The organism is Amycolatopsis sp. lyj-112 (assembly GCF_046549055.1).
GTDB lineage: Bacteria > Actinomycetota > Actinomycetes > Mycobacteriales > Pseudonocardiaceae > Amycolatopsis.
Genome location: NZ_JAJPWS010000005.1, coordinates 295,321 through 317,886 on the forward strand (window position 1 = coordinate 295,321; position 22,566 = coordinate 317,886).

Annotated in this window: 27 protein-coding genes; 8 read left to right on the forward strand and 19 right to left on the reverse strand. The window is 69.5% G+C overall.

Translation table 11 applies throughout. The annotated features are described in order from the left end of the window. Positions 1 to 4 precede the first annotated feature (4 nt). On the forward strand, positions 5 to 517 hold the full coding sequence (locus tag ACLJRL_RS19910; RefSeq protein WP_410657717.1) for a hypothetical protein: 513 nt from the start codon (positions 5 to 7) through the stop codon (positions 515 to 517). Between the two features lies 1 nt (position 518). Here ACLJRL_RS19910 and ACLJRL_RS19915 read toward each other — a convergent pair whose 3' ends face one another. Together ACLJRL_RS19915 and ACLJRL_RS19920 are read right to left on the reverse strand one after the other, a co-directional pair. Next, positions 519 to 1,175, reverse strand: a complete 657-nt coding sequence (locus ACLJRL_RS19915; RefSeq protein WP_410657718.1) for a class I SAM-dependent methyltransferase — start codon at positions 1,173 to 1,175, stop codon at positions 519 to 521. Positions 1,176 to 1,247: 72 nt separating this feature from the next. Beyond that, on the reverse strand, positions 1,248 to 1,835 hold the full coding sequence (locus ACLJRL_RS19920) for a TetR/AcrR family transcriptional regulator (protein ID WP_410657719.1): 588 nt from the start codon (positions 1,833 to 1,835) through the stop codon (positions 1,248 to 1,250). Between the two features lie 89 nt (positions 1,836 to 1,924). On the opposite strand from ACLJRL_RS19920, the gene ACLJRL_RS19925 reads away from it, so the two are divergent. From ACLJRL_RS19925 to ACLJRL_RS19935, 3 genes are all read left to right on the forward strand, one after another. Next, a complete protein-coding gene (locus ACLJRL_RS19925) occupies positions 1,925 to 2,332 on the forward strand; it encodes a nuclear transport factor 2 family protein (protein WP_410657720.1) in 408 nt (135 codons plus the stop codon). Next, positions 2,329 to 2,829, forward strand: a complete 501-nt coding sequence (locus ACLJRL_RS19930) for a DUF3237 domain-containing protein (protein WP_410657721.1) — start codon at positions 2,329 to 2,331, stop codon at positions 2,827 to 2,829. Before ACLJRL_RS19925 ends, ACLJRL_RS19930 begins: the two co-directional genes overlap by 4 nt. Before the next feature lie 89 nt (positions 2,830 to 2,918). Continuing rightward, the gene (locus ACLJRL_RS19935; RefSeq protein WP_410657722.1) at positions 2,919 to 3,992 is read left to right on the forward strand and encodes a GDSL-type esterase/lipase family protein; all 1,074 of its coding nucleotides are present in this window, start codon (positions 2,919 to 2,921) and stop codon (positions 3,990 to 3,992) included. Positions 3,993 to 4,001: 9 nt separating this feature from the next. Here the strand turns inward: ACLJRL_RS19935 and ACLJRL_RS19940 are convergent, their stop codons facing one another. The 6 genes from ACLJRL_RS19940 to ACLJRL_RS19965 are packed head-to-tail and all read right to left on the reverse strand — an operon-like array spanning position 4,002 to position 7,981. After that, positions 4,002 to 4,301, reverse strand: coding sequence for a hypothetical protein (locus ACLJRL_RS19940; protein ID WP_410657723.1), 300 nt, complete (start codon positions 4,299 to 4,301; stop codon positions 4,002 to 4,004). Continuing rightward, on the reverse strand, positions 4,288 to 4,515 hold the full coding sequence (locus ACLJRL_RS19945; RefSeq protein WP_410657724.1) for a hypothetical protein: 228 nt from the start codon (positions 4,513 to 4,515) through the stop codon (positions 4,288 to 4,290). Before ACLJRL_RS19945 ends, ACLJRL_RS19940 begins: the two co-directional genes overlap by 14 nt. 38 nt (positions 4,516 to 4,553) lie before the next feature. After that, a complete protein-coding gene (locus tag ACLJRL_RS19950; protein WP_410657725.1) occupies positions 4,554 to 5,006 on the reverse strand; it encodes an Lrp/AsnC family transcriptional regulator in 453 nt (150 codons plus the stop codon). Further along, the gene (locus ACLJRL_RS19955) at positions 5,003 to 6,145 is read right to left on the reverse strand and encodes a M24 family metallopeptidase (protein ID WP_410657726.1); all 1,143 of its coding nucleotides are present in this window, start codon (positions 6,143 to 6,145) and stop codon (positions 5,003 to 5,005) included. The genes ACLJRL_RS19950 and ACLJRL_RS19955 overlap by 4 nt, the downstream gene beginning before the upstream one ends. Positions 6,146 to 6,155: 10 nt before the next feature. Continuing rightward, positions 6,156 to 7,406, reverse strand: a complete 1,251-nt coding sequence (locus tag ACLJRL_RS19960) for an MFS transporter (protein WP_410657727.1) — start codon at positions 7,404 to 7,406, stop codon at positions 6,156 to 6,158. Next, positions 7,403 to 7,981 carry an ArsR/SmtB family transcription factor gene (locus ACLJRL_RS19965; protein ID WP_410657728.1) on the reverse strand — a complete coding sequence of 193 codons (579 nt, stop codon included), beginning with the start codon at positions 7,979 to 7,981 and terminating at the stop codon, positions 7,403 to 7,405. The genes ACLJRL_RS19960 and ACLJRL_RS19965 overlap by 4 nt, the downstream gene beginning before the upstream one ends. Before the next feature lie 118 nt (positions 7,982 to 8,099). Between ACLJRL_RS19965 and ACLJRL_RS19970 the strand changes: the two genes are divergently transcribed. From ACLJRL_RS19970 to ACLJRL_RS19980, 3 genes are all read left to right on the forward strand, one after another. Beyond that, positions 8,100 to 8,636 (forward strand): NADPH-dependent FMN reductase, encoded by a 537-nt coding sequence (locus tag ACLJRL_RS19970; RefSeq protein ID WP_410657729.1) that lies wholly within the window; start codon positions 8,100 to 8,102, stop codon positions 8,634 to 8,636. A 76-nt stretch (positions 8,637 to 8,712) separates the two neighbouring features. After that, positions 8,713 to 9,657: a 5'-3' exonuclease H3TH domain-containing protein gene (locus ACLJRL_RS19975; RefSeq protein ID WP_410657730.1), complete on the forward strand. Its 945-nt coding sequence runs from the start codon at positions 8,713 to 8,715 to the stop codon at positions 9,655 to 9,657. After that, a complete protein-coding gene (locus ACLJRL_RS19980; protein WP_410657731.1) occupies positions 9,654 to 10,622 on the forward strand; it encodes a pirin family protein in 969 nt (322 codons plus the stop codon). The genes ACLJRL_RS19975 and ACLJRL_RS19980 overlap by 4 nt, the downstream gene beginning before the upstream one ends. A 10-nt stretch (positions 10,623 to 10,632) precedes the next feature. Here ACLJRL_RS19980 and ACLJRL_RS19985 read toward each other — a convergent pair whose 3' ends face one another. The 5 genes from ACLJRL_RS19985 to ACLJRL_RS20005 all read right to left on the reverse strand — a co-directional run bounded on the left by ACLJRL_RS19985 (position 10,633) and on the right by ACLJRL_RS20005 (position 17,363). Next, on the reverse strand, positions 10,633 to 11,853 hold the full coding sequence (locus ACLJRL_RS19985) for a GNAT family N-acetyltransferase (protein ID WP_410657732.1): 1,221 nt from the start codon (positions 11,851 to 11,853) through the stop codon (positions 10,633 to 10,635). A gap of 45 nt (positions 11,854 to 11,898) precedes the next feature. Beyond that, positions 11,899 to 12,309, reverse strand: a complete 411-nt coding sequence (locus tag ACLJRL_RS19990; protein WP_410657733.1) for a DUF4333 domain-containing protein — start codon at positions 12,307 to 12,309, stop codon at positions 11,899 to 11,901. A 35-nt stretch (positions 12,310 to 12,344) separates the two neighbouring features. After that, positions 12,345 to 13,544: a GNAT family N-acetyltransferase gene (locus tag ACLJRL_RS19995; RefSeq protein WP_410657734.1), complete on the reverse strand. Its 1,200-nt coding sequence runs from the start codon at positions 13,542 to 13,544 to the stop codon at positions 12,345 to 12,347. A 41-nt stretch (positions 13,545 to 13,585) separates the two neighbouring features. Beyond that, entirely contained in the window at positions 13,586 to 14,368 is a 783-nt protein-coding gene (locus ACLJRL_RS20000; RefSeq protein WP_410657735.1) for a DUF4333 domain-containing protein, read from the reverse strand. A 217-nt stretch (positions 14,369 to 14,585) separates the two neighbouring features. Then, positions 14,586 to 17,363, reverse strand: coding sequence for a DEAD/DEAH box helicase (locus tag ACLJRL_RS20005; RefSeq protein ID WP_410657736.1), 2,778 nt, complete (start codon positions 17,361 to 17,363; stop codon positions 14,586 to 14,588). Positions 17,364 to 17,475: 112 nt separating this feature from the next. Between ACLJRL_RS20005 and ACLJRL_RS20010 the strand changes: the two genes are divergently transcribed. Continuing rightward, on the forward strand, positions 17,476 to 18,063 hold the full coding sequence (locus ACLJRL_RS20010) for a hypothetical protein (protein ID WP_410657737.1): 588 nt from the start codon (positions 17,476 to 17,478) through the stop codon (positions 18,061 to 18,063). Here the strand turns inward: ACLJRL_RS20010 and ACLJRL_RS20015 are convergent. From ACLJRL_RS20015 to ACLJRL_RS20040, 6 genes are all read right to left on the reverse strand, one after another. Beyond that, complete coding sequence (locus ACLJRL_RS20015) at positions 18,047 to 18,922, reverse strand: diacylglycerol/lipid kinase family protein (RefSeq protein WP_410657738.1); 876 nt, start codon at positions 18,920 to 18,922, stop codon at positions 18,047 to 18,049. The genes ACLJRL_RS20010 and ACLJRL_RS20015 overlap by 17 nt on opposite strands. An 8-nt stretch (positions 18,923 to 18,930) precedes the next feature. Further along, positions 18,931 to 19,902 (reverse strand): twin-arginine translocase subunit TatC, encoded by a 972-nt coding sequence (gene tatC, locus ACLJRL_RS20020; protein WP_410657739.1) that lies wholly within the window; start codon positions 19,900 to 19,902, stop codon positions 18,931 to 18,933. Between the two features lie 108 nt (positions 19,903 to 20,010). Further along, entirely contained in the window at positions 20,011 to 20,349 is a 339-nt protein-coding gene (gene tatA, locus ACLJRL_RS20025) for a Sec-independent protein translocase subunit TatA (RefSeq protein ID WP_410657740.1), read from the reverse strand. 37 nt (positions 20,350 to 20,386) lie between these two features. Then, on the reverse strand, positions 20,387 to 20,596 hold the full coding sequence (locus ACLJRL_RS20030) for a bacteriophage holin (protein ID WP_410657741.1): 210 nt from the start codon (positions 20,594 to 20,596) through the stop codon (positions 20,387 to 20,389). 9 nt (positions 20,597 to 20,605) lie between these two features. Further along, positions 20,606 to 21,583 (reverse strand): helix-turn-helix transcriptional regulator, encoded by a 978-nt coding sequence (locus ACLJRL_RS20035; RefSeq protein WP_410657742.1) that lies wholly within the window; start codon positions 21,581 to 21,583, stop codon positions 20,606 to 20,608. Next, positions 21,580 to 22,560, reverse strand: a complete 981-nt coding sequence (locus ACLJRL_RS20040; protein WP_410657743.1) for a helix-turn-helix transcriptional regulator — start codon at positions 22,558 to 22,560, stop codon at positions 21,580 to 21,582. Before ACLJRL_RS20040 ends, ACLJRL_RS20035 begins: the two co-directional genes overlap by 4 nt. Between the last annotated feature and the right edge of the window lie 6 nt (positions 22,561 to 22,566).

Here is a 22,566-nt window from a genome sequence, read left to right on the forward strand (position 1 = left end):
ACCCATGACTTCGCGTGTCCGTGCGGGCGTGCTCCTGATCGGCCTCGGCGCCGCCCTGTCGGCGTGCCGAGGCGGGTTGCCGGCCTTGCCCGACGGCCCCGAGCCGACGGCCACCTCGTACACCGCTACCCCGGTTCAGACCGAGACCTTGACCGTCACGCCGACCACCAGTGCGTCACCTGCTCCGTCGCTGGAACCGGCCGCGATCGACCGCGTGTTCCAGGTCTACATGAACGGCCTGGCCAACCACGACATGATGGCGCTGCGAAGCGGAACCTGTCCGCGTCTGCGTGAGACGCTGCTCGGCTTCGAACTCCACGGGCACTATGTGGAGCGCTGGGAGATGCTGCCGTACTCCATCCCGCCCGGAATGGAGTACGTGACCGTGCAGGCGAAGATCACGCAACGGAACGCGCGCACCGGCCGGGCGGCCGGCGACGTGACCTATTCGTGGAACGTGGAGAAGAACGAGGACCGGAACTACTACGTCTGCGGGTGGCTCGACTACGACAAGTGACCTATGGGCGCCGGAACTCCGCCCACCACCGAGCGCCATCCCGGACTCGGTCCAGTGTGGACAGTCGCAACCCGTGTTCGGTGAAGGATTCGACGTCCTCACGGGTCAGCGGCCACGGCGGGCCGTCCCAGGGTTCGTCGATGCCTTCCTCGGCGACGGCCCCGATCACGAGTGTCCCGCCCTCCGCGACCAGTCCCGCGACGCTCTCGACGGCCTCGGCACGGACATCGCGCGGGAGCGCCTGGACGGTCATGATCTCGACGACGAGGTCGAACCGGTGTCGCCAGTTTTCCGGCAACGCGAACAGATCCGCGGCGGAGTAGTCCACGGCGGAGCTGGGGTGGAGTTGCTTCGCGGCCTTGATCGCCGACGGGGACACGTCGAACCCGGACGTGCGATAGCCGAGCGCGCTGACGAACTCGGCGTCGTCACCGAAGCCACACCCCACGACCATCGCGCCGCGACCCGGCGAGTGCTTCGCGGTCTCGGCCCACGTGACGAGTTCCGGACTCGGCTTGCCTCCCGCCCACGGCACGACCGCGTGTCCGGCTTCGGCGGCGGCGTAGAGGGGCTCGAACCAGGCCGTCGGATCGCCGGAGGCGAGCGCGAGCTCGGCGAGGCGGCGGGGTTCGGCGTCCGGGCCTGGGGTCTGCGTCATGGTGATCAAGGTACCGGCGCTCGCAGCCGAGCCTGCCCGTGATCGCGATCGCGCGCCGGGTCGGTGCCTGACTCAGCGAAGTCGAGGCGTCAGGAGGCCATCGACCGCGTTACGGGCGCGGGTCAGGGCGTCCTTGCGGCCGAGTAGCTGACGATCGTGATTCGCCTGAAGCACCATGGCATGGAGTTCGAAGACGAGCTGCTCGACGTCCGTGTCCGACGGAAGCTCCCGAAGGCGCAGGGCGAGTTCGACCTCACGTCGGAGCAGGGTGTCTGCTCGGGCGACGGCGCCTGCGACCGCGTCCCGGACGGGTCCCGGCCGGCCGTCGAGTTCGCTCGCGGCAGCGACGAAAAGGCATCCACCCTCGAAGGTCTCCAGGTAGTCGATCCACAACGACATCAGCGTCCGCAGCCGCGCGAGCCCGGCGGGCTGCCGCTCGGCGGGCAGCGACACATCTCGCTCGAAGACCTGCGATGCCGCCGAGACGATCGAGAGCTGGAGCTCCTGCTTGGTGCCGAAAAGGGTCTGGATGCCGCTCTTGCTGGTCTGCAGAGCCTCCGCCAAACGCCCGAGCGTCAGCCCCTCGATGCCTTCGACCGACGCGATGTGCATGGCGCGATCGACGATCGCGCCGCGGCGTGCGTCGCCTGTCCGAGTCATGAATACGATCGTACCCTTAGATACGGTCGTACGTATTGACACGTACGACCGTATTCCCTAGCGTCGGTGTATCCGAACTGAGGAGTTCCATGACGACCCCATCGACAACCTTGGATCTTTCCGCGATCGCGAAGCGATATTTCGCCGCTTGGGAAGCACACGACATCGACGCGATCGTTGCTCTGCACACCCCTGACTCGCAGTTCCAGGCTCATGGTCGCGGTGTCGCGGTCCATGGCCGCGACGCACTGCGACGTGAGTTCGCGCTGGTCTTCGAGCTCTACCCGGGCTTCGGCTTCGACGAGCGACGCGTGCTTTTCGGTAGCGGCCATTGGGTTCTGGACTGGACGCTGACCTTCCAACGGCCCGGCGAAGATCGTCGAGGCGTTCACTGCCTCGACGTCGTCGAGGTGGCATCCGACGGCCTCGTCGCACGAAAGGACACCTTCTTCGACTTCGCCGAACTGAAGGCCGCGTTCGAAGGCAGGGCCGCATGAGTGCCGCCGACACGACCACTCCCCTGTTCGATCGGGCCTTGCTCGACGCGTTGCCCGTCGAGCATCTCTGCGATCTCAGCATCGACCTGGAACCGGCCCGGATGATCTCGACCGCGCTCGGCACCCGGATGACTTTCGTGACCAAAGGCGGCCGTTTCACCGGACCGGGCTTCCGCGGTGAAATGCTGCCCGGAGGCGGCGACTGGGTGTCACTGGGAGCCGACGGGATCAGTCGCATGGACGTTCGCGCGACCCTGCGCACCCACGACGGAGCGCTCATCCACTACGAGTCGAACGGAGTACTCCGTTTCCCGCCCGATGGTCGGCAGCGCCTGGCCGACGGCGAGCGGCTCTCGGTCGACGAGAGCTACGTACGACCGACGCCCAGGTTCGAGACCTCCGACGAGCGCTACTCCTGGCTGAGCGGACTGGTCGTGGTCGGCTACGGCGAATACGGTCCAGGCCGCATCGACCACCGGATGTACCGGATTCTGTAGCAGCGGACCGGACGACACGCGTGTTCGAACGGACGTCACACCGGATGTGATCACCCGGTCGGGCCGGGTGTCCGTAGAATCCGGTGACGATGCGACGTTTTCGGTGGTGGTGGGGTGCACTCGCGCTCACGTTCGTGGTGGTTCTCGTCGGGTTCATTGCCTTCTCCGGGTCGGAAAGCCGGCCGGGGCAGCCGGTCCCGCGCCAAGGCCCGCCGGGAACGGGGCCGCTGACTGTCGTCTCCCTCGGCGACAGCACGGTCTCCGGTGAGGGCGCGGGCGACTACACGCCCACGACCAACGGGCAGGGCGGCAACTGGTGCCATCGCTCCTCCAACGCCTTCGTCGAGCAGGTCAAGATCCCCGACGTGACCGCGCGGGTGAACCTGGCGTGCTCAGGGGCGCCGTCGGAGCAGATCGCGCTCGGTGAGGCCAAGCAGTGGACCGAGCCGTCGCAGGCGCAGCAGCTGGCGAACCTGATCAAGGACCACCGGGTGGCCGCGGTGGTGATCGCGGTCGGCGCGAACGACGAGCCGAAGTTCTCCGCTCAGGTCAGCGAATGCTTCAAGGCGTGGTTCTCCCCGCAGAATCCCCCGTGCAGCGAGGCACTCCGCGCCACCTGGAAGTCCAAAGTGGACGCCATGGTGCCGAAGGTGACCAACGCCGTCGCCGACGTCAAGAAGGTGCTGGCGCAGGCGGGCTACATCCCGGCGGACTACCAGCTGGTGCTGATGTCCTACGCCTCCCCAGTCGGCCCGAAGATCCCGGAAGCGTTGCGCAGCCTCAACGGATGCCCGTTCCGCACCGAGGATCTGCAATGGATGGGCCGCGAGGGCGTCACCGTGCTCGCGGACGGGCTCAAGCAGGCGTCACGGGCGACCACCGCGCGGTTCCTCGACCTGTCCCGGGCGGGCACCGGCCGCGAGGCGTGCACCAGCGACCCGGCGAACGAGTGGTTCAGCAGGCTGACCTTGCAGCTGCGGGACCTCGGCCAGGTGGACCGGGCGAGCCACGCGCTGCAGGAGTCGTTCCACCCCAACGCGAACGGGCACGCTCAGGTCGCGAACTGCCTCAACGAGTTCCTCGCGGCACGGGGCGGCAACGCCTCGTGCCTCTCCGGGCCCGACGGCAAACTACACGCCGCACCCGAGGTCATCGCCCGCTGAGCGCAGAAGTCAGAGGTCCAGCGCCGCGCGCAGCGCGATGTCGATCCGCTCCTGGACCTCGTGGTCGATCTCCGCGATCCTCTCGTCGAACCACGGCCGGTACAGGCGCGTGAGGTTCAGCGTGGAGACCCAATAGCGCGCGTCGACGGCGACGCCGAGGATGTCCTGCGGATCACGGTCCAGCAGTTCGGTACCGAGCAGCCAAGGCCGCTCGGATTCGTTCACCCCGTCCGAGGACAGCAGCACGACGGTGCGCTGCCGTGCCGGTTCGGTCGGGGGGTGGTACGTCCAGACTTCACCCCTGTGCACGCAAATCCTTCTCCGCGGCGGACAGCTCCGCCTCGTCCGATTCGGCGGACGGTGCGACCGGTGCGCGCTGCGGGGTATATCCGGTTCGGACGGCTTCCCTTCGGGCGGCCTTGGACAACCACGACGAGACCGAGATCCCGTGTGCCTTGGCGGCCCGCTCGGCGAACTCGAGCGCACCGCTGTCGAGTGAGAGAGTGACCTTACGTGTTGCCATACCTTTTATCGTACCAGCGCCGCGCAAGCCCTCCCCTTTCACAACGTGGGCGAACGACCCTCGAACGGCGTCGAGAGCACCACCGTCGTCCGGGTCGAGACCTTGGCGGCCTCCCGGATACGGCGGAGCAGGTCCTCCAGGCCGAGCGGCGAAGCCACCCGGACCAGGAGGATGTAGGACTCGTCGCCGGCGACCGAGTAGCAGGACTCGATCTCCTTGATGTGCTCCAGCCGCTGCGGATAGTCGTCCGGCGCGGCCGGGTCGTTCGGGGTCAGTGAGATCAGCGCCGTGAGCGGGAGGCCGATCTGCTCGCCGTCGAGCCGCGCGGTGTACCCGAGGATCACCCCGCGCTGCTCCAGGCGCCGCACCCGCTGGTGCACCGCCGACACCGAAAGCCCGACCCGCTCGGCCAGGTCGGTGAAGCTGCGCCGTCCGTCCGCCGCCAGTTCCTGCGCGATCGCCTTGTCCAGCGGCTCCAGAGAACCGGTCATGCGTCGAGCACGATCAGATCGTGCGGCCGCCGGTTGACCGACTCGACGCCGTCCTCGGTGACCACGACGATGTCCTCGATACGGGCGCCCCAGCGGCCCGGCTGGTAGATGCCGGGCTCGACGCTGAAGGCCATGCCCGGCTCGAGCGGCAGCGCGTTGCCCTTGATGATGTAGGGCTCCTCGTGCACGTCGAGGCCGATGCCGTGGCCGGTGCGGTGGATGAAGAACTCGCCGAAGCCGGCGTCGGCGATGATGTCGCGCGCGGCGGCGTCGATCTGCTCGGCGGTGACGCCGGGGCGGACGGCCTCGACCGCGGCGCGCTGGGCCCGCTGCAGGACGGCGTAGGTCTCGGCGACGTCCGCGTCGCGCGGCTCACCGACCGAGTAGGTGCGGGTGGAGTCGGAGTTGTAGCCCTCGGCGATCGGGCCGCCGATGTCGACCACGACGACGTCGCCGCGTTCGATGACGCGATCCGAGACGTCGTGGTGCGGGCTGGCGCCGTTGGGGCCGGAGCCGACGATCACGAAGTCCGCGTGGGTGTGGCCCTCTTCGACGATCGCCGCGGTGATGTCCGCGCCGACCTCGGCCTCGGTGCGGCCCGCGCGGAGCCATTCACCGACGCGCGCGTGCACGCGGTCGATGGCCGCGCCCGCGTCGCGCAGCGCCTGGATCTCCGCGGCGTCCTTGCGCATCCGGAGTTCGCGCACGATCGGGCCGGCCAGCGTCAGCTCGGCGTCGCCGAGCGCGCCGCGGAACGCGAGCACGTGCAGGGCCGGGGTGAAGTCGCTGACCGCGACCCGGCCAGGCTTGCCGAGCCTGTCGGCGACCAGTTCGTAGGCGTTGACGCCGTCGACCCAGGTGACGATGTCGATGCCGAGTTCGGCGGCCGGGACGTCCGCGTAGCCGGGTGCCTCGAGCTTCGGCAGCACCAGGGCCGGGACGCCGTCGGCGGGGATCACCAGCGTGGTCAGCCGTTCGAAGGACCCCCCGGCCTGACCGATGAGGTAGCGCAGGTCCGAGCCGGGCGCGATCAGCAGGGCGTCGGTGTCGGCGGCGACGGCCGCCGCGCGGGCCCGATCGAGGCGGGCACGGAGGCTGGCGACATCGGGGGCTGGGTTGTGCAGGGAACGGCGCGACATGAGGGCGAGCCTAGTCGGTCCGGGCGCCTTGGCTCACCGGCCGGTCACCCCCGACCGGGGCGGGATCGTCGAGCCCCCGCCAGACCCGGAAGATCACCGGGAACGTGGTGGCGATCAGGTACAGGCCACCGAAAGCGGTGAGCGCGCCGACCAGTCCGATGCCGTCCAGCAGCAGCCCGGCCGCCATCGAGCCGAGCGGCGTCGCCGCCAGCACGCCGCCCACCAGAAGACTGAGCACGCGGCCACGGAAGGCTTCGGGAACCCGTTCGTAGACCACCGGGAGCAGGATCGGATTCATCGCACCGGCACCGATCCCGGTCACCACCAGGCCTGCGAGCAGGACCACCGGCGCGGGCTCCAGCGCGAGAAGCGCGAAGCGGGGCGCACCGACGATGGCGACGGCGGCCAGGATCGCCGAGCGACGCGAGAACCGGTGCCCTGCCCAGGCGTAGAGCGCCGATCCGAGGAGCGCGCCGACCGCGACGGCGGTGATCATCGCGCCGATGAGCGCGGCGCTGTGCAGGACCTGGTCGCCGTACGCCGGGTACAGAACGCCGATGAGCCCGAAGTCGAGGCAGCTGGTGAGCATCAGCATCCCGACGATCGCCCGCAGCACGGCATCGCGTTTGAGGAAGCCGAGTCCTTCTCGCAGTTCCGCGAGGTAGCCGCCAGACGACGACCTCGGCGGACCGGCCGCCGCGGGGATCACGGCGAACACCAGCGCGGCGGACAACAGAAGCGCACCGGCGTCGACGAACAGCACGGGAATGGGGCCGATCAGCGCGATGAGCGCGCCGGCGGCGGGCGCGCCCACCATCCGGCCGGTCCTCATCGCCGCTTCGACGGCGCTCGCGGCGCGGCTCGTCCGGATCCCACCGAGTTCGGCGACTCCCGCGAGCAGGACCTGCTTCGCCGTGTCGGCCGGTCCTCGGGACACGCCCATCACGAAGGAAAGTGCGATGAGTCCCGGCAAGCCGAGCCCGGTGGTGCCGACGGCGAGCGGGATCAGCAGCACTGTGACGGTGGTCAGCAGATCCGCGCCGACGCTGGCGCGCCGGGTGCCGACGCGGTCCACGATCGGCCCGCCCAGCATCGCCGCGAGCATCAGCCCGAGTACCTCGGCCGCGGTGACGAGGCCGGTCTTGGTGCCGCTGCCGGTGCTCTGCAGGACGAACCAGGGAATCGCGATCAGGGTCATCGTCACCCCGGCCGAGGAGATCCCCGAAGCCGCGACCAGGGCCCTCAGTGGCAACCTGCTCACGGGCGTTCCGGCCGCGATCGTCTCGGGAAGGCCGCCCAGTGGACGCGGACCTGGGTGTCGCCGTCCTTCTCCGGGCGGCGGTAGCGGCCGATGACCTCGAGGATCTCGTCGCTCAAGGCGGCCGTCTCGTCGGGGGTCAGCGACAGCGGCGAGTCGTGGAACGCGACGTTGTCGATCCACTCGTCGGCCCAGTCCCGCACCTCGGCGACGAATTGCGCTTCGGCGGCGTAGCGACGCTCGATCATCGTGTGGGCGTAGGCGCTGAAGGGACCGGCGAGCTCGGGGTCGCCGATGAAGTCCCTGGCACGCATCTGATCGCCTTCGTGCAGGGCCTTCCACCAGCGATCGCGCCGGTTGCCGCGTTCGACGTCCTCGGTGACCAGGCCGGCTTCGGCCAGCTGGCGCAGATGCCAGCTCGTGGTCCCTGAACTCTCCCCCGCCCGCTTCGCCAGCCCGGACGCCGTCGCCGGTCCGTCCTCCCGGAGCAGCTCCAGGATCCGGACCCGCAACGGATGCGACAACGCGCGCAGGATGCGCCCGTCGACCCGCGCGAGATACCGCTCGTTCTTCCCCATGACGCCACCCTAGAACCGCAGAGGATCCTTTGCAAAGAGTTCTCTGCGATTGCCTCCTGGAAAAAGGCGGGTTCTGGAGTTTGACCTCACCCTAACTTGAGGTTTTACGGTTCTCGTCATGACAACGAACACGCCTTACCAGCTCGCCGTCGTGATGACCAGCGTCCGTGAAGGCCGCTTCGGGCCCGTCATCACGAACTGGTTCCTCGACCGCGCCAAACAGCGCGACGACGTCTCCCTGTCCCTGATCGACCTCGCCGAATCCCCCCACGGCCTCTCGGCCGGGGTCGCCGCCGCGGACGCCGTCGTCGTGATCGTCCCCGAGTACAACCACAGCTACCCCGGCCCCTTCAAGTCCGCGCTCGACGCCACCGGCCCCGAATGGCACGCCAAACCGGTCGGTTTCGTCTCCTACGGCGGGATCTCGGGCGGCCTGCGCGCGGTCGAGCATCTGCGCCCGGTCTTCGCCGAACTCCACGCCATGACGATCCGCGAGACCGTGAGCTTCCCCTACGCCTGGGACAACTTCGGGCCCGACGGCGAGCACCGCGACGCCGAAGGCGCCGACATCGCGGCGACCACGTTGCTGAACCAGCTGAACTGGTGGGCCATCGCGCTGCGCGACGCGCGCCGGGTCCGCCCCTACGCCGGTTGACCCATGTCCGTGAAGGACTCGGCTGGGGGTCGGGTCCTTCACGGACATTCCGGGCCGGACATGGCAGGCTGTCCGCGTGACCGGACCACTCGCTCTCCTCGATTCCGCGAGCCTCTACTTCCGCTCGTTCTACGGCCTGCCCCAGTCGATGACCGCTCCGGACGGGACGCCGGTCAACGCCGTGAGGGGGTTCACCGACACCGTCGCCCGGATCCTCACCGACCGGCGGCCCGACCGGCTGGTCGCCTGCCTGGACGCGGACTGGCGGCCGAAGTTCCGCACCGATCTGCTGCCCAGCTACAAGGCGCACCGAGTGGCCGAAGAGGTCCCGGACGGCGGCGACGTCGAAGAGGTGCCGGACACCCTCACCCCGCAGGTGCCGATCATCCTCGAACTGCTGGAGGCGTTCGGCTTCGCGACGGCCGAGGCGGCCGGGTACGAGGCCGACGACGTCATCGGCGCGCTCGCGATCCGCGAGCGGAAATCGGCGGTCGAGGTCATCACCGGTGACCGCGACATGTTCCAGCTGGTCCGCACGGAGCCGACCCCGACGTCGATCGTCTACGTCGGCAAAGGCTGGAACAAGGCCGAGGTCCTGGGCCCTGCCGAGATCGCCGAGAAGTACGGCGTCCCGGTCGAGAACGCCGGCGCCGCGTACGCCGACATGTCGGCGCTTCGGGGAGACCCGTCGGACGGGCTGCCCGGTGTGGCCGGGATCGGCGAGAAGACCGCGGCGAAGCTGATCACCCAGTTCGGTTCGCTGCAGGAGCTGATCGACGCGTCCAACGCCGGTGACGCGCGGGTGCCGCTCAAGACCCGGCTGCGGCTTTCCGACGCGGCCGGCTACCTCGCGGTCGCACCGACCGTGGTCCGGGTCGCGGCCGACGCGCCGGTCGAGCAGTCCCGTCCGGACACGGTGCCGTCCGAGCCCGTCGACCCGGACAAGGTCGCGGAACTGGCCGAACGCTGGAACCTCGGCCGTTCGGTGGAGCGGCTGATCGCCGCGCTCCCCAAGCCGTGAGCAACACCGAGGCCGACCCGTCCGAACTCCTCTGCCGGGACCGGCCGGGAGACGGCGTCACGGTGCTGAGCCCGCGTGAGGTTCCGCTCGGCGGGCCGCGCGCGATCCGTGTCCGCCGGACGCTGCCGCAGCGGCGACGGTCCCTGATCGGGGCGTGGTGTTTCGCCGACCACTACGGGCCGCAAGACGTCTCGGGGTCCGGCGGGATGGACGTCGCGCCGCATCCGCACACCGGCTTGCAGACCGCGAGCTGGCTGTTCAGCGGGGAGATCGAGCACCGCGACAGCATCGGCACCCGCGCCATGGTCCGGCCCGGCGAACTGAACCTGATGACCGGCGGGCGCGGGATCGCCCACTCGGAGGTGTCCACTCAGGACACTCGGACGCTGCACGGCGTGCAGCTGTGGATCGCGCTGCCGGACGAGCACCGGGACACCGCACGGGACTTCCGGCACTACGCGCCGCCGGTGCTGGACCTGCCCGGCGCGACCGCCCGGGTCTTCCTGGGAAGTCTCGCCGGCGCCACGTCACCGGTCCCGGCGTTCACTCCCCTGCTGGGCGCCGAGCTCACCCTGGAACCGGGCGTGACGCTCGCGCTCGACGTCGATCCGGCCTTCGAACACGGTGTGCTGCAGGACATCGGCTCGGTCACCGTCGCCGGAACCGCGCTGAATACCGGAGAACTCGCGTATCTCGCGCCCGAAGCCAGGCGGCTCGAACTGGCCAACCCCGGCGACGAGCCGGCCCGTGTGCTCGTGCTCGGCGGCACCCCGTTCACCGAGGAACTCGTGATGTGGTGGAACTTCGTGGGCCGCAGCCACGACGAGATCGCCGAGTACCGGGAAGCCTGGCAGGCGCGGTCCGACCGGTTCGGGAAGGTGGACGGGTATCAGGGCACCACGGCCTGGTTGCCCGCACCCACGCTGCCGCAGGTACGGATCAAACCCCGCCGCAACCCGGCTTAGAGAACCCGTCTTAGAAGAACGTCCCGCACCACGGGGCGAGCGGCGTGTGGAACAACGTGTCGGCGCGAGCGACCGCGGCCTCGTCCAGTACTTCGACGCGGCCTGCCTGCGCCAGGTGGCTCAGGAATCCGTGGCCGAGGTACACCGACGCCAAGGTGTCGACGTCCAGCCGTAGTTCCGCGGCCGCCGTGGTGCGTTCCACGCCACCGGGGCCGACGAGATAGCGGCCGTTGTTGTCCGGAAGCTGACGGTCGAGGACTTCGAGCACCACTGGTTCGGCCGCGCCGTAGGTGCGGGCCCGCAGCGAAGCCTCAACGTCGATGAGCCGGACCCAGAGGTCGTCGAGGACCTCGGTGGTGTTCACCGCGCGCGGGTCGGTGAGCAGTGCGGCGACCGGCTCGTCCACCGGGCGGCCTCGTCCGGCGACGGCGGAGACCAGGTCGACCGACAGCAGGAAACGCCACAGACCGGCCCAAGCCCGCGGGGTCGCGGCGTGCATTTCGCGGATGTCGAGGAGCGCCCCGCGGTCCGGCGACTGCCGGTCTCGCATGTCGATGGTCTGATAGACGACGAACCCGTCGTCGCCGTCGGGTCCACTGTGGACGGCGACACGGTAGCCGTCGTTCCCGGTGACCAGCCGGTCGAAGAAGCCCGGCCACCACTGATCCGGGCGGGCGACGAACCCCGGCCGCTCGCCTGCGAATCGTTGGTACTGAGCGGGAACACGCTCGACGGCCTCGGCAGGGGTGACGAACCGGACCACCCCGTCACGCCCCACGCCGTCCCGAATCTTCGCCCGGGGGCGTTCCACGAGGACGGCTTTCCCATAGGTGGCCGCGCCATAGCCGAACCGGCCGTAGATCACACCTTCCGAGGCGTGCAGCGCGGCGAGCGGGACACCGCGGGCGGCGATGTCCTCCAGCTGTACGGCCATCATCGCGGTGAGCATTCCGCGGCGGGTCCAGTCGGCGCGGACACCGATGCCGTCGACAGCCGCGACCGCGAGGTTGTGTCCACCTGGGACGGTCAGTTCGGTGTCGAAGGAGCTGGCGATCCCCACCGGCGTGCCGCGGTCGTCATAGGCGGCGAACTTCCCTTCCGCCGGCCAGGATCGCGCCATCTTCGACCACGCCTCGTCCGACAGCGGTCTGGCGTGCAAAGCCTGTTCGAGCACTTCGAGGCAGGCCCGCTGTTCGCCTTCGGCCACGGCACGCACGTGGAAATCGCTCATGGCACGAGATAATGCCGTCCGGGTCCGCCGAACCCCAACGGATTTTCAGGCGGGAGCGCCGACCTCGTAGCGGCCGTCTCCACCGGTGACGGTGATCGTGACGGTCTTGCCCTCGCCGGAGACCTGGACGGTGCAGGTGAACGTGCTGCCGTCCTTGACAGTCTGATTGGCCGGGCAGAGCACGTCGCCGACGTCGCTCACCTGGTAGGTCTCGGTGAGGATCTTCTTCACGTCGGCCTGCATGGTCTTGGCGTCGAACACTCTCCCCGGGACGCTGGTGGAAGACGAACCACCTGATGTACCGGCATTGCTGCCCGTGGTCGCCGGCGCACTGGTCGATGGCGGGACCGTGACGGTCTTCGTCGCCGGCGCGGGGGCCGGGGTGTCCGAGCACCCGGCCAGCAGCGCGAACGCGGCGCAACACAGACCGAGCACCGGAACGGCTCGCCTGCTCAAGCTTCTCCACCCCCGGGGAAAGTGATCTTCCAACGTCAGAAGAAGGTACCGCACCAAGAGTTCACTCGCGTGCTGAACAGCTGGTCCGCTCGGTCCAAGGCGGACTCCCCGGTGGCGCGGACCCGTCCCGCGACGGCCAGATCCGACGCGCGCCAGCCACCCAGGTACAGCATCGACAGGGTATCGGCGTCGACCGCGAGGTCCGCCGGATCCGTGGTGCGTGCGGCGCCGTCCGAGGACAGGCGGTAGCGGCCGGAGTTGTGCTCCAGGAAGGGATCCCGCACCTCGATGACGATCGGTTCGCCCTGGTAGGTGCGCGCGTCGAGCATCGTGGCGACGTCGACCAGCCGGAGCCAGCCCTCGTCCTGGATCTTCTGGACCGTCACCTGCCTCAGGTCGGCGAACAGCAACTCGACCGGTTCGTCCAGCGGCCGCTTCTCGGCGGTGATGCGGTCGACCAGGTCCACGGAAAGCAGGTGGCGCCACAAGCCGGCGAAGGCGTCCGGGCTCGCATGGTGGAAGGACAGGATCTTCAAGATCGACGGAGCACCGAAATGGGCGCGCTCGACGATGTAGGTGACGTACCCGTCGACGCCGTCCGGCCCTCGGTGCACCGCCGTGGCGGTGGGTCCGTTCGCCCGGCGGACGTCCCGCTCATAACCCGGCCACAGATGCGGGGTCCGGGCGATCATGCCGGGACGGGTCCGCGGCAGCGCGTCGAAGAGCGACGGCCACTGCGCGATGGTGTCTTCCAGGCCCAGCAACGAGATCTCACCGCCGGCCGGAACCTCGGGGCGGAGCCGCGCGCGATGCCTGTCGACCTCGATCGACTTGCCCCGCGCGGCGATGCCGTAACCGAACCGGCCGTAGATCGCGCCTTCGGACGCGTGGAGCATCGCCGCCGGGCAACCCCGGTCGGCGAGGTCCTCGAACTGGGCACGCATCAGCGCGGTCAGTACGCCGCGACGGGTCCGGTCGGCGCGGACGCCGACGAGGCTGACCGCGGCGAGCGGCGTGGTGCCGCCGCCGGGAAGCGTCACTTCCGTGTCGAAGGACCGAACGGCGCCGATCAGCTCAGGATCGAACGCGCCGAACCCGCGATCCGGCTGCATCGAGGAGGCGATCGCCGCCCATTCCTCGTCGGTCATCTCTTTGACGTGCAAGGCCCGCCTGAACACGTCCGTCGCGGCCCGATCCTCGTCGGATCGCAGCAGCCGCACTGAGAAATCACTCATGGGACGATCATGCAGGATCGACCGCGCCCGGCGCCCGCCCTTTACTTGGGTACGGCGGGAGGAGAGACCTCGTAGTTGCCGGTATCACCCTTCACGGTGATCGGCACCTCCTGCGGCTTGCCCTCGATCGTGGCGGTGCAGGCGAACTTCTCGCCGTCCTTGACCTCCTTGCCCGAGGGGCAGGAGACCGCGCTGACGTTCGGGATCTGGTAGGTCTCGGTGAGCAGCTTCTGCACGTCGGTCTGCATCTGCGTGTTGTTGAAGACCTGGGTGTTGAACCAGCCCGGTGTGACGAACCCGAGAACACCGACCGCGGCGATGATCACCACGAGCGCGCCGATCCCGATGAACAGGCCCTTCTTGGACTTCGGCTTGTCCTGCGCCTCACCCTGGGGCTGGCCGTAGTCGTACTGGCCCTGCTGCTGCGGCTGCCCGTACTGCGGCTGCTGCTGGGGGCCGCTCTGCGGGTAGCCGGGCTGCTGCTGGGGCCCGCTCGGCGGGTAGCCCGGCTGCTGACCGTACTGAGGCTGCTGACCTTGCTGGCCCCACTGCGGCTGAGAGGGGTCGTAACCCGGCTGCGGCTGCTGACCGCTCTGCGGGTACCCGGGCTGCTGCTGGGACGGGTCGTAGGGTGCGGGCTGCTGGCCCCACTGGGGCTGTTGCTGCTGCGTCTGCGACGGGTCGTACTGCGGCTGCTGACCCCACTGCGGCTGCTGCTGCGGACCGCTCGGCGGTTGAGCGCCACCCGGCTGTTGCCCGTAGCCCGGCTGCTGACCCCACTGGGGCTGCTGCTGCGGGTCGTTGCCGCCATACGGCGTGCTCATCGTTCGCCTCCGCTGTTCCGCCATCATCACCGGCCGTATTCGCAAGGCCGTTCCCGGCGATCCAACCACAGGTCGGCGCCCCCGCGCACTGTTCCAGGTCGGTGTCGGGACAACTCGACGCGACCGTGCTCACCCTGAAGTCCGTGAAGGCCTCCTTGAGGGACTCTGAGTCCCTCAAGGAGGCCTTCACGGACCGGCGGCTAGGACACGGGCGGTTCTAAGCGCCGCCTGCGGCGACGACTCCGCGCCGAAGCGCCTTCACCGCTTCCGACGCCGCGGCGCCGACCGGGTCGGCCTTGCCGAGGACGACGCGGATCTGGTCCAGCATGTCGATCACCTGGCGTGACCAGCGGACGAAGTCACCCGCGGACAGTTCCTGCCCGTTCACCTCGGCGGCGGTGAGGACCTTCTCCAGCGATTCTCCGCGAGCCCAGCGATAGATGGGCCACGCGAACCCGGCGTCGGGTTCGCGGCTGCGGTCGAGTTTGTGGCGGCGCTCGTCTTCGGTCAGCTCGACCCACAGGCGCGTGGTCGCCTGCCAGGCGTCGAACACCTTGCCCGCGGGCAGGCGCGGCTCCCCCGCCGTGTCGCGCCGGGCCTCGAAGACCAGCGTCGAGACGACGGAGGCGAGTTCGGCGGGGCCGAGGCCCTGCCAGACGCCGTGCCGGATGCATTCGGCGGCGAGCAGGTCGGATTCGCTGTAGAGCCGGGTGAGCCGCTTGCCGTGTTCGGTGACGCGGTCCTCGCCGTCGCCCTTGGATTCCGGGCCGAGGTAGCCGCGCTCGCCGAGGAGCCGCAGGATGCGGTCGAACGCGCGCGCGAGCGAGTGTGTGGTCGCGGCGACCTTGCGTTCCAGTTGCTCGGTCTCGGCCGAGAGCCGCTGGTAGCGCTCGATCCAGCGAAGGTTCGCCTCGCGTTCGGCGAGCCCGTGCGCCGGGTGCGAGCGCAGCGCGCGCCGCAGCGCGGCCAGCTCACCGTCCTCATTGGCCCCCGAACGGCGCTTTTGCCTGCCGGGCAAGGAGATCCCGGCGTTGCGAAGGGTGGCGGCGATATCCCGCCGCGTCTTGGGCGAACGCAGTTCGATGTGCTTCGGCAGCTTGATGTTGCCCAGCGCTTCGACCGGCGACGGGAAGTCGGCGACCGAGAGCGGGCCGGACCACCGGTCTTCGGTGACGACGATGGGCCGCGGTTCGCGGATCGGGTCCAGCCCCGGGTCGACGACGACCGCGAGACCCGAGCGCCTGCCCGCGGGCACGGCGATGACGTCGCCCTTTCGGAGTTTCTCCAGCGACTCGGCGGTGCCGGCCCGGCGCACCGACGTGTTCTGCCGCGAGAGCGCCTTCTCCCTGGCCGAGATCTTCGCGCGCATCTCGACGTACTCGAACATCTCGTCGAAGTCGCCCGTGATGGCGGAGGTGTAGCCCCGCAGGGCCTCCTTGTTCCGCTCGATCCGCCGCGAGGTCCCGACCACCGAACGGTCGGCCTGGAACTGGGCGAACGACTGTTCCAGCAGCTCACGGGCCTGCTCGGCGCCGACCTGGGCGACCAGGTTCACCGCCATGTTGTAGCCGGGCCGGAACGACGACCGCAGCGGATACGTCCGGGTCGAGGCGAGGCCGCCGACCTGCTTCGGGTCGATACCCGGCTGCCAGGCCACGACCGCGTGGCCCTCGACGTCGATCCCGCGCCGCCCGGCACGCCCGGTGAGCTGGGTGTACTCCCCCGGTGTCAGGTCGACGTGCGCCTCGCCGTTGTACTTGACCAGCCGTTCGAGGACGACGGTGCGGGCGGGCATGTTGATGCCGAGCGCGAGGGTCTCGGTGGCGAAGACGGCCTTCACCAGGCCCTGGACGAACAGTTCCTCGACGGTCTCCTTGAACGCCGGGAGCAGCCCCGCGTGGTGCCCGGCGATACCGCGTTCGAGCGCCTCACGCCATTCCCAGTAGCCGAGCACGCCGAGGTCGCCCTCCGGCAGGTCCTTGGTGCGTTCGGCGACGATCCGGCGAACCTTCTCGACCTCTTCGGGGCTGTTGAGCCGCAGACCCGACCGCACGCACTGACCGACGGCGGCGTCGCAACCGGCGCGGGAAAAGATGAACACGATCGCCGGGAGCAGTCCGGCGCTGTCCAGGCGCTCGATCGTGTCGGTCCGCGACGGCGGCCGGAACCGGGGCATCCGGGACGGCGCGCCTCGGCGGCCTCGCGGTCCGCGCAGCCCCGCGGGGGCGAACGAGCGGCCGACCTCCTCGGTGCGCCGCAGCAGGCTGGGGTTGATGCGCAGTTCGGCGCCCGGAGCGTGTTCCTCCTCGCCGGCGAACAGGTCCATCAGCCGGTTTCCGACGAGCATGTGCTGCCACAACGGCACGGGCCGGTGCTCGTCGACGACGACGCTGGTGTCGCCGCGGACCTCGACGAGCCATTCGCCGAACTCCTCGGCGTTGCTCACCGTGGCCGACAGGCCGACGACCCGGACGTGCTCGGGCAGATGGAGGATGACCTCTTCCCAGACCGCTCCGCGGAATCTGTCGGCGAGGTAGTGGACCTCGTCCATCACGACGTAGGCGAGTTCGCTGATCGTCGAGGACCCGGCGTAGAGCATGTTGCGCAGGACCTCGGTGGTCATGACCACGACCTGCGCGCCGCCGTTGATCGAGGTGTCACCGGTGAGCAGGCCGACGGAGTCGGCTCCGTAGCGCCCGACGAGGTCGGCGTACTTCTGGTTCGACAACGCCTTGATCGGCGTGGTGTAGAAGCATTTGCGGCCCTCGGAGAGGGCGAGGTGCACCGCGAACTCGCCGACGACGGTCTTCCCGGCGCCGGTCGGCGCGCATACGAGCACACCGTGGCCGCCTTCGAGCGCCTCGCAACCGCGGATCTGGAAGTCGTCGAACTCGAACGACGATTCCGCGGCGAACCGGGTCAGCTGGGGGTACTGAGCGCGGCGCTGGGAGGCCGTATAGGCCTCGGCCGGAGTCTGAGAAGGGCTAGTGGCCACTTCGTCAGGGTTCCACATGCCACCGACAGTTCGCACTCGGTGTGACGATCTCGGGAACGGCGGGCGGCCCTCCGGCATCGAAGCGCCGGATTCGTGATCGAGAGGGGACGCCATGAAGCTCGCTTGCCCGCACTGTGCGCAGGTGGATCAGGTGCAGAGCGTGCCGGCGGTGTTCCAGAGCGGGCAGACCACCTACCGCGTGCAAGGGCCGATGACGGCGATCCCCGCAGGCGACGGCGTGGTCTACGCCGCGTCCACGCACCGCGGGGTTTCGGTGACCGCGACAGCGGCCGCGCTCAACCCTTATCCGGTGGTCCGTGGCGGCGGGTGCTTCCTGTCGCTGGCGCTGGTCCTGCTGATTCCCGCGTTCGTGTTCGTCTCGTTCGCGAACGAGGTGCTCGCCGAGAACCCCGCACCGACCGCGGGCGGGCGCGTGGGCGCGGCGATCGGGGCCTGGATCTTCCCGTTCGGCGCGTTCGCGCTGGTCGCGCTGTTCGCCGTGCTGTTCGTGCTCCGGCTGAGGCGCAACGCGCGGATCCGGCGAGGTGTCCCGGACGCGCTGGCGTATTGGCGGCAGGCGTGGTTCTGCCACCGCTGCGGCGGCGTTTTCTTCCCGCGTGGCGACCTGATGTCGGCGGGCACGTTCCGGGCGCAGGTGTGGCAGGCGGGTGACTACGCCGGCGTCAGCCGAGGACGGTGAGGGCGGCCGGGACGCAGGTGATGTCGATCGGCAGCCTGCCCATCGGTTCGCCGTCGGCGTAGACAGGCAGGTCGCTGCCCGCGAGGTGGATCTCGCTGGCCTTGAGGGTCCGCACCGCCGGATGCGAGACATGCTGCCCGGAGCGGACACCGGGCAGCATGCGGAGCAGATCGCGCCGGGTCGCGTTGCCCACGACGGTGACGTCGAACAGGCCGTCTTCGGGGTCCGCGCCGGGGCAGATCCGCATGCCGCCGCCATAGAACGGGGTGTTGCCGACCGCGATCATCGTCGCGTCGAGTTCGAGGGTCTCGACGTCGGTGCGAAGCACGACCGGCCGGGGCCGGAACGCGGCCAGCTCGCCCAGGATCGCGACGTCGTAGCGGCGCGGGCCGGTCGGCCAGCGCAGCCGGTTGGCACGTTCGGTGACGAGGGCGTCGAAACCGGAGCACAGGACGGTGGCGAACCAGGCGCCACCGGCGCGGCCGAGGTCGATCCGGCGCCGTTTCCCGGCGGCGAGGTGCCTGGCGACGAGATCGGCGGCGGCGTGGGGCTGCTCGGGAATGCCGAGCGCCCTGGCGAAGTCGTTGCCGGTGCCGGCGGGAACCAGCCCCAGCGCGACACCGGACTCGGCACAGAACTGGACGCCTTGATGGGCCGCTCCGTCACCGCCGAGAACGATGAGGACGTCCAGCCCGGCCGCGCGGGAGTCGGTCATGAGCGCGCGGGATTCGGCGACCGTGTTGGCGACGAGGACGTCGAGCCGGTCGACGGCGGGCCGGAGCCTCGCCGCGACCGACTCCATCAGCCGTCCCGCGGCACCGTTGCCGGAGGCCGGGTGGACGGCCAGCGCCGCGTGCATGCCCCGGATCAGGTGACGTCGTCGGTGCTGGAGCGCTTGCCACCGGTGGTGGCCGAAGGTTCGTCGTCGATCGTGCTCGGCGTGTAGTCGAAAGGCGCGGCCTCGTCGTCGTCCAGCTTGTCCCAACCCTCGGTTCCGCGTTCCTTGTCGAGCTTGCGGTCGTGGAAGCGGGCGATCTGGATCGACATCTCCAGCAGGATCACCAGAGCGAGCGCCAGAGCGATCATCGAGAACGGGTCCGAGCCGGGTGTGGCGAACGCGGCGAAGACGAAGACGACCATGATCAGGCCGCGGCGCCACTTCTTCAGCATCTGGTACTTGAGGACGCCGACGCGGTTCAGCATCACCACGAGCAGCGGGAGTTCGAAGCTGACGCCGAAGATCAGCAGCAGCGACAGGATGAACGAGATGTACTTGTCACCGGTGAGGGCGGTGATGAACTGGTCGCCACCGAAGTTCATCAGCAGTTCGAGAGCGCTCGGGATGAGCAGGTACGCGAGCACGGCGCCGGCGGCGAAGAGCACCGACGCGAACGCGACGAAGGTGAGCGCGTGCTTGCGCTCCTTCGAGTACAGACCGGGCGCGATGAACGCCCAGATCTGGTAGAGCCACAGCGGTGCCAGCAGCACCGCGCCCGCGGCGATACCGACCTTCAGCTGGATCATGAAGGCTTCGAACGGGACCGTCTGGAGCAGCTGGCAAGGACCGTTGGGCTCTCCGCCGAGCCTCCGCTGATACGGGATGCCGCAGTACGGGCCGGTCATGATCTGCCCCAGCGAGGGGATCGGGCCCACCCTGGTCTGGAACCAGAGGAAACCGATGATCCCGCCGGCCACGATGGCGAGCAGCGCGAAGCCCAGACGGCGCCGGAACTCGTAGATGTGCTCGATGAGCGTCATCGTGCCGTCGGGATTGACCCGACGGCTGCGCTTGCGCCGCTTCGTGCCACGACGCTCCTCACCGGAGGCGGAATCCGCCACTGGACTGTCCGTTCTCGTCAGGGTCCACCCTGAGCGCGCCGTGACTTCGGCGCGCTCATCCGCGACCAGGCTCCGCTGGGCTGGCTAGAAGCTGCTTGCTACGACCGCTCAGCTGACGTTCTTCTGCGCCTGCTCGGCCGGAGCGGGCGTGGGGGCCTGCTGCTTCTTGAGCTCGTCGAGCTGGCGCTGAAGGTCGGCGACCTGCGTGTCCGGTGCGGCCGAGGCGGCGGGCGCGGGCGTGGTGGCCTGCGGCAGCTGCTTGGTCTCGACCTCTTCGGTCTCGGCGGCCTTGTCCTTGTCTCCGCCGGCCATGTCCTTGGTCTCGGCCTTGAAGATCTTCATGGACTTGCCGATGGACCGCGCGGCGTCCGGAAGCCTCTTGGCGCCGAACAGCAGAACAACGACGAGCACCAGGATGATGATGTGCCACGGCTGCAGCGCGTTCATCGTTTGCGGCCTCCTTCTCGAGTCTCTTGTTGTGATGTTACCGGTCTTCGAGGCCGCGTCGTTGCGCGATCGCCACGCGGAGCGCGGCCGACCGGGCGCGGAGAAGCCCTGTCCGTTTCCGGGTGTTCGTAGCCACCATGCTCATCGTATGGGTGAGTACGCGCAAGACTCTGCGTAACTTGATGAGCAGAACAAAGAAAAGGATCAGCCCGGCGACGGCGAGCGCGATGCTCGGCAGGTACGACACGGCGTCACCTTACTGCTCGTAGGTTGACGCAAGGTGACGTGCCCGCGCCAGCGCGTCGGCCGCTCGTCGACGAACGGCTTCCCCCAGCAAGACAGGGCTTTCGACCTGCGCTTCTCCACCCAATCCGAGGATCAGCCGGACCATCCAGGACTCGTCCGCGTAGCGCATCCGGATCCGCAGCCGTCCGCCGTCGAGCTCGTCGAGTTCCTCGCACGGGTAGTACTCGGCCACCCAGCGTGCGTCGGGGTCGAGGACGAGGACCGCTTCCTGCTGATCGGGACGCGGTCGGAAAACACCGTCGGAGATGTCCGTCGGCCGGGCGTGCGCGGGCGGGACGGCGGGCTCGTCGAGCACGGTGAGTTCGTCGATGCGGTCGAGCCGGAACAGCCGGACGTCTTCGGCACGGCGGCACCACGCTTCGAGGTAGCCGACGGCCTGGACGATGAGCAGCCGCATGGGATCGACGGTGCGTTCGGTGATCTCGTCCTTGGACGCGGTGTAGTACCGGATCCGCAGGGCACGCTTCGTGGTGAGGGCGATTCGGACGGCTTCGCGCGTCTGGGCGGTCTTCTTGCCTTCGCGGACTCCCCTGCCGACGACGACACCGGACGGCTGGGCCTGGCCTGCGGCGGCTTCGATCTTCGCGATGGCACGGCGGACTGCGTCGGCGTCGAGCACGCCGGGCGTCTCGGCCAGCGCCCGCAACGCGACGAGCATCGCGGTCGCCTCGCCGCCGGTGAGCCGCAGCGGGCGGTTCATGCCGGCGTCGTGGGTGACGACGATCGTGTCGCCCTCGAAGGACAGGTCGATCAGATCGCCGGGGCCGTAGCCGGGCAGACCGCACATCCAGAGCAGCTCGAGGTCCTTGCGCAGCTGCTTGGGCGTGACGTCGAAGTCGTGGGCGGCGTCGGTGATCTTGATACCGGGCCGGGCGAGCAGGTACGGCACGAGCGCGAGCAGCCGCGGCATCCGTCCGGTGGCGCTCATCGGGCACCGCCGGCGTGCGCGACGGCCTCGAGACGGCTCAGGACCGACTTCGCGAGGACCTCGGGTTCGAGGACGAGGATGTCCGGGCCGTGGGCGGTGAGCCAGTCGGCGGCGGATTCGGGGTAGTACAGCTCGATCTCCACCAGGTCGCCTTCTTCTCCCCCCGCCCTGCTGCGGCCGACGACCCGGCCTCGGCGGCGCACCCCGGCGGCCCGGCCGTCGGCGACCCAGACGCTGGCGGTGATGGGTGCGGACGGGTCGTCGCTGCTGCTGGCCGAGACCATCTGCAGCAGGTTGACCCCCTCCGGACGTACGACGACGCCGAATTTCCCGACGGGATCGACCTTCCCGGTCACGCGCGAAAGCCGGAAGCAGCGAGGCGCGTCACGGTCCCTGTCGTGCCCGACGACGTACCAACGGGCGCGCCAGGAAACCACGCCCCACGGTTCGAGGGTGCGGATCTTGCGTTCGGCCGAACCGCTGCGCCGGTACTCGAAGCGCACCACCTGCCCGGCCTGGACGGCGGCGAGCAGCGGGCCGAACGCGGGTTCGGCGCGGACGCGGGGTTCGACGATGGTCGGGGCGTGGTCGTCGACCTCGACCCCGGCGGCGCGGAGTTTCACCAGCGCGCCCTGTGCCTCACCGGTCAGTTCCGGCGAATCCCAGAGCCGGACGGCGAGACCGACCGCGGTCGCCTCGTCGGGCGCGAGGTCGATTTCGCCGAGTTCGTAGTCACGGCGGGCGATGCGGTAGCCGTCGATCGCGTCGAAGGCGGAGTTGCGGCCGGTCTCCAGCGGGATGCCGAGTTCGCGCAGTTCGGTCTTGTCGCGCTCGAACATGCGGAAGTAGGCCTCGTCGCTGGCCGCGTCGGCGTACCCGGGCACGATGCCCCGGATCCGTTCGGCGGGAAGGTACTGCCGGGTGGACAGCAGGGCCAGAACCAGGTTGACCAGACGTTCGGCGCGGGCGGTGGACACCCGGCT

Coding starts and splice junctions, on each gene's coding strand:
- ACLJRL_RS19910 (WP_410657717.1), top strand. CDS start 5: ATGACTTCGCGTGTCCGTGCGGGCGTGCTCCTGATCGGCCTCGGCGCC.
- ACLJRL_RS19915 (WP_410657718.1), bottom strand. CDS start 1,175: ATGACGCAGACCCCAGGCCCGGACGCCGAACCCCGCCGCCTCGCCGAG.
- ACLJRL_RS19920 (WP_410657719.1), bottom strand. CDS start 1,835: ATGACTCGGACAGGCGACGCACGCCGCGGCGCGATCGTCGATCGCGCC.
- ACLJRL_RS19925 (WP_410657720.1), top strand. CDS start 1,925: ATGACGACCCCATCGACAACCTTGGATCTTTCCGCGATCGCGAAGCGA.
- ACLJRL_RS19930 (WP_410657721.1), top strand. CDS start 2,329: ATGAGTGCCGCCGACACGACCACTCCCCTGTTCGATCGGGCCTTGCTC.
- ACLJRL_RS19935 (WP_410657722.1), top strand. CDS start 2,919: ATGCGACGTTTTCGGTGGTGGTGGGGTGCACTCGCGCTCACGTTCGTG.
- ACLJRL_RS19945 (WP_410657724.1), bottom strand. CDS start 4,515: ATGGCAACACGTAAGGTCACTCTCTCACTCGACAGCGGTGCGCTCGAG.
- ACLJRL_RS19950 (WP_410657725.1), bottom strand. CDS start 5,006: ATGACCGGTTCTCTGGAGCCGCTGGACAAGGCGATCGCGCAGGAACTG.
- ACLJRL_RS19955 (WP_410657726.1), bottom strand. CDS start 6,145: ATGTCGCGCCGTTCCCTGCACAACCCAGCCCCCGATGTCGCCAGCCTC.
- ACLJRL_RS19965 (WP_410657728.1), bottom strand. CDS start 7,981: ATGGGGAAGAACGAGCGGTATCTCGCGCGGGTCGACGGGCGCATCCTG.
- ACLJRL_RS19970 (WP_410657729.1), top strand. CDS start 8,100: ATGACAACGAACACGCCTTACCAGCTCGCCGTCGTGATGACCAGCGTC.
- ACLJRL_RS19985 (WP_410657732.1), bottom strand. CDS start 11,853: ATGAGCGATTTCCACGTGCGTGCCGTGGCCGAAGGCGAACAGCGGGCC.
- ACLJRL_RS19995 (WP_410657734.1), bottom strand. CDS start 13,544: ATGAGTGATTTCTCAGTGCGGCTGCTGCGATCCGACGAGGATCGGGCC.
- ACLJRL_RS20000 (WP_410657735.1), bottom strand. CDS start 14,368: ATGAGCACGCCGTATGGCGGCAACGACCCGCAGCAGCAGCCCCAGTGG.
- ACLJRL_RS20010 (WP_410657737.1), top strand. CDS start 17,476: ATGAAGCTCGCTTGCCCGCACTGTGCGCAGGTGGATCAGGTGCAGAGC.
- ACLJRL_RS20015 (WP_410657738.1), bottom strand. CDS start 18,922: ATGCACGCGGCGCTGGCCGTCCACCCGGCCTCCGGCAACGGTGCCGCG.
- tatA (WP_410657740.1), bottom strand. CDS start 20,349: ATGAACGCGCTGCAGCCGTGGCACATCATCATCCTGGTGCTCGTCGTT.
- ACLJRL_RS20035 (WP_410657742.1), bottom strand. CDS start 21,583: ATGAGCGCCACCGGACGGATGCCGCGGCTGCTCGCGCTCGTGCCGTAC.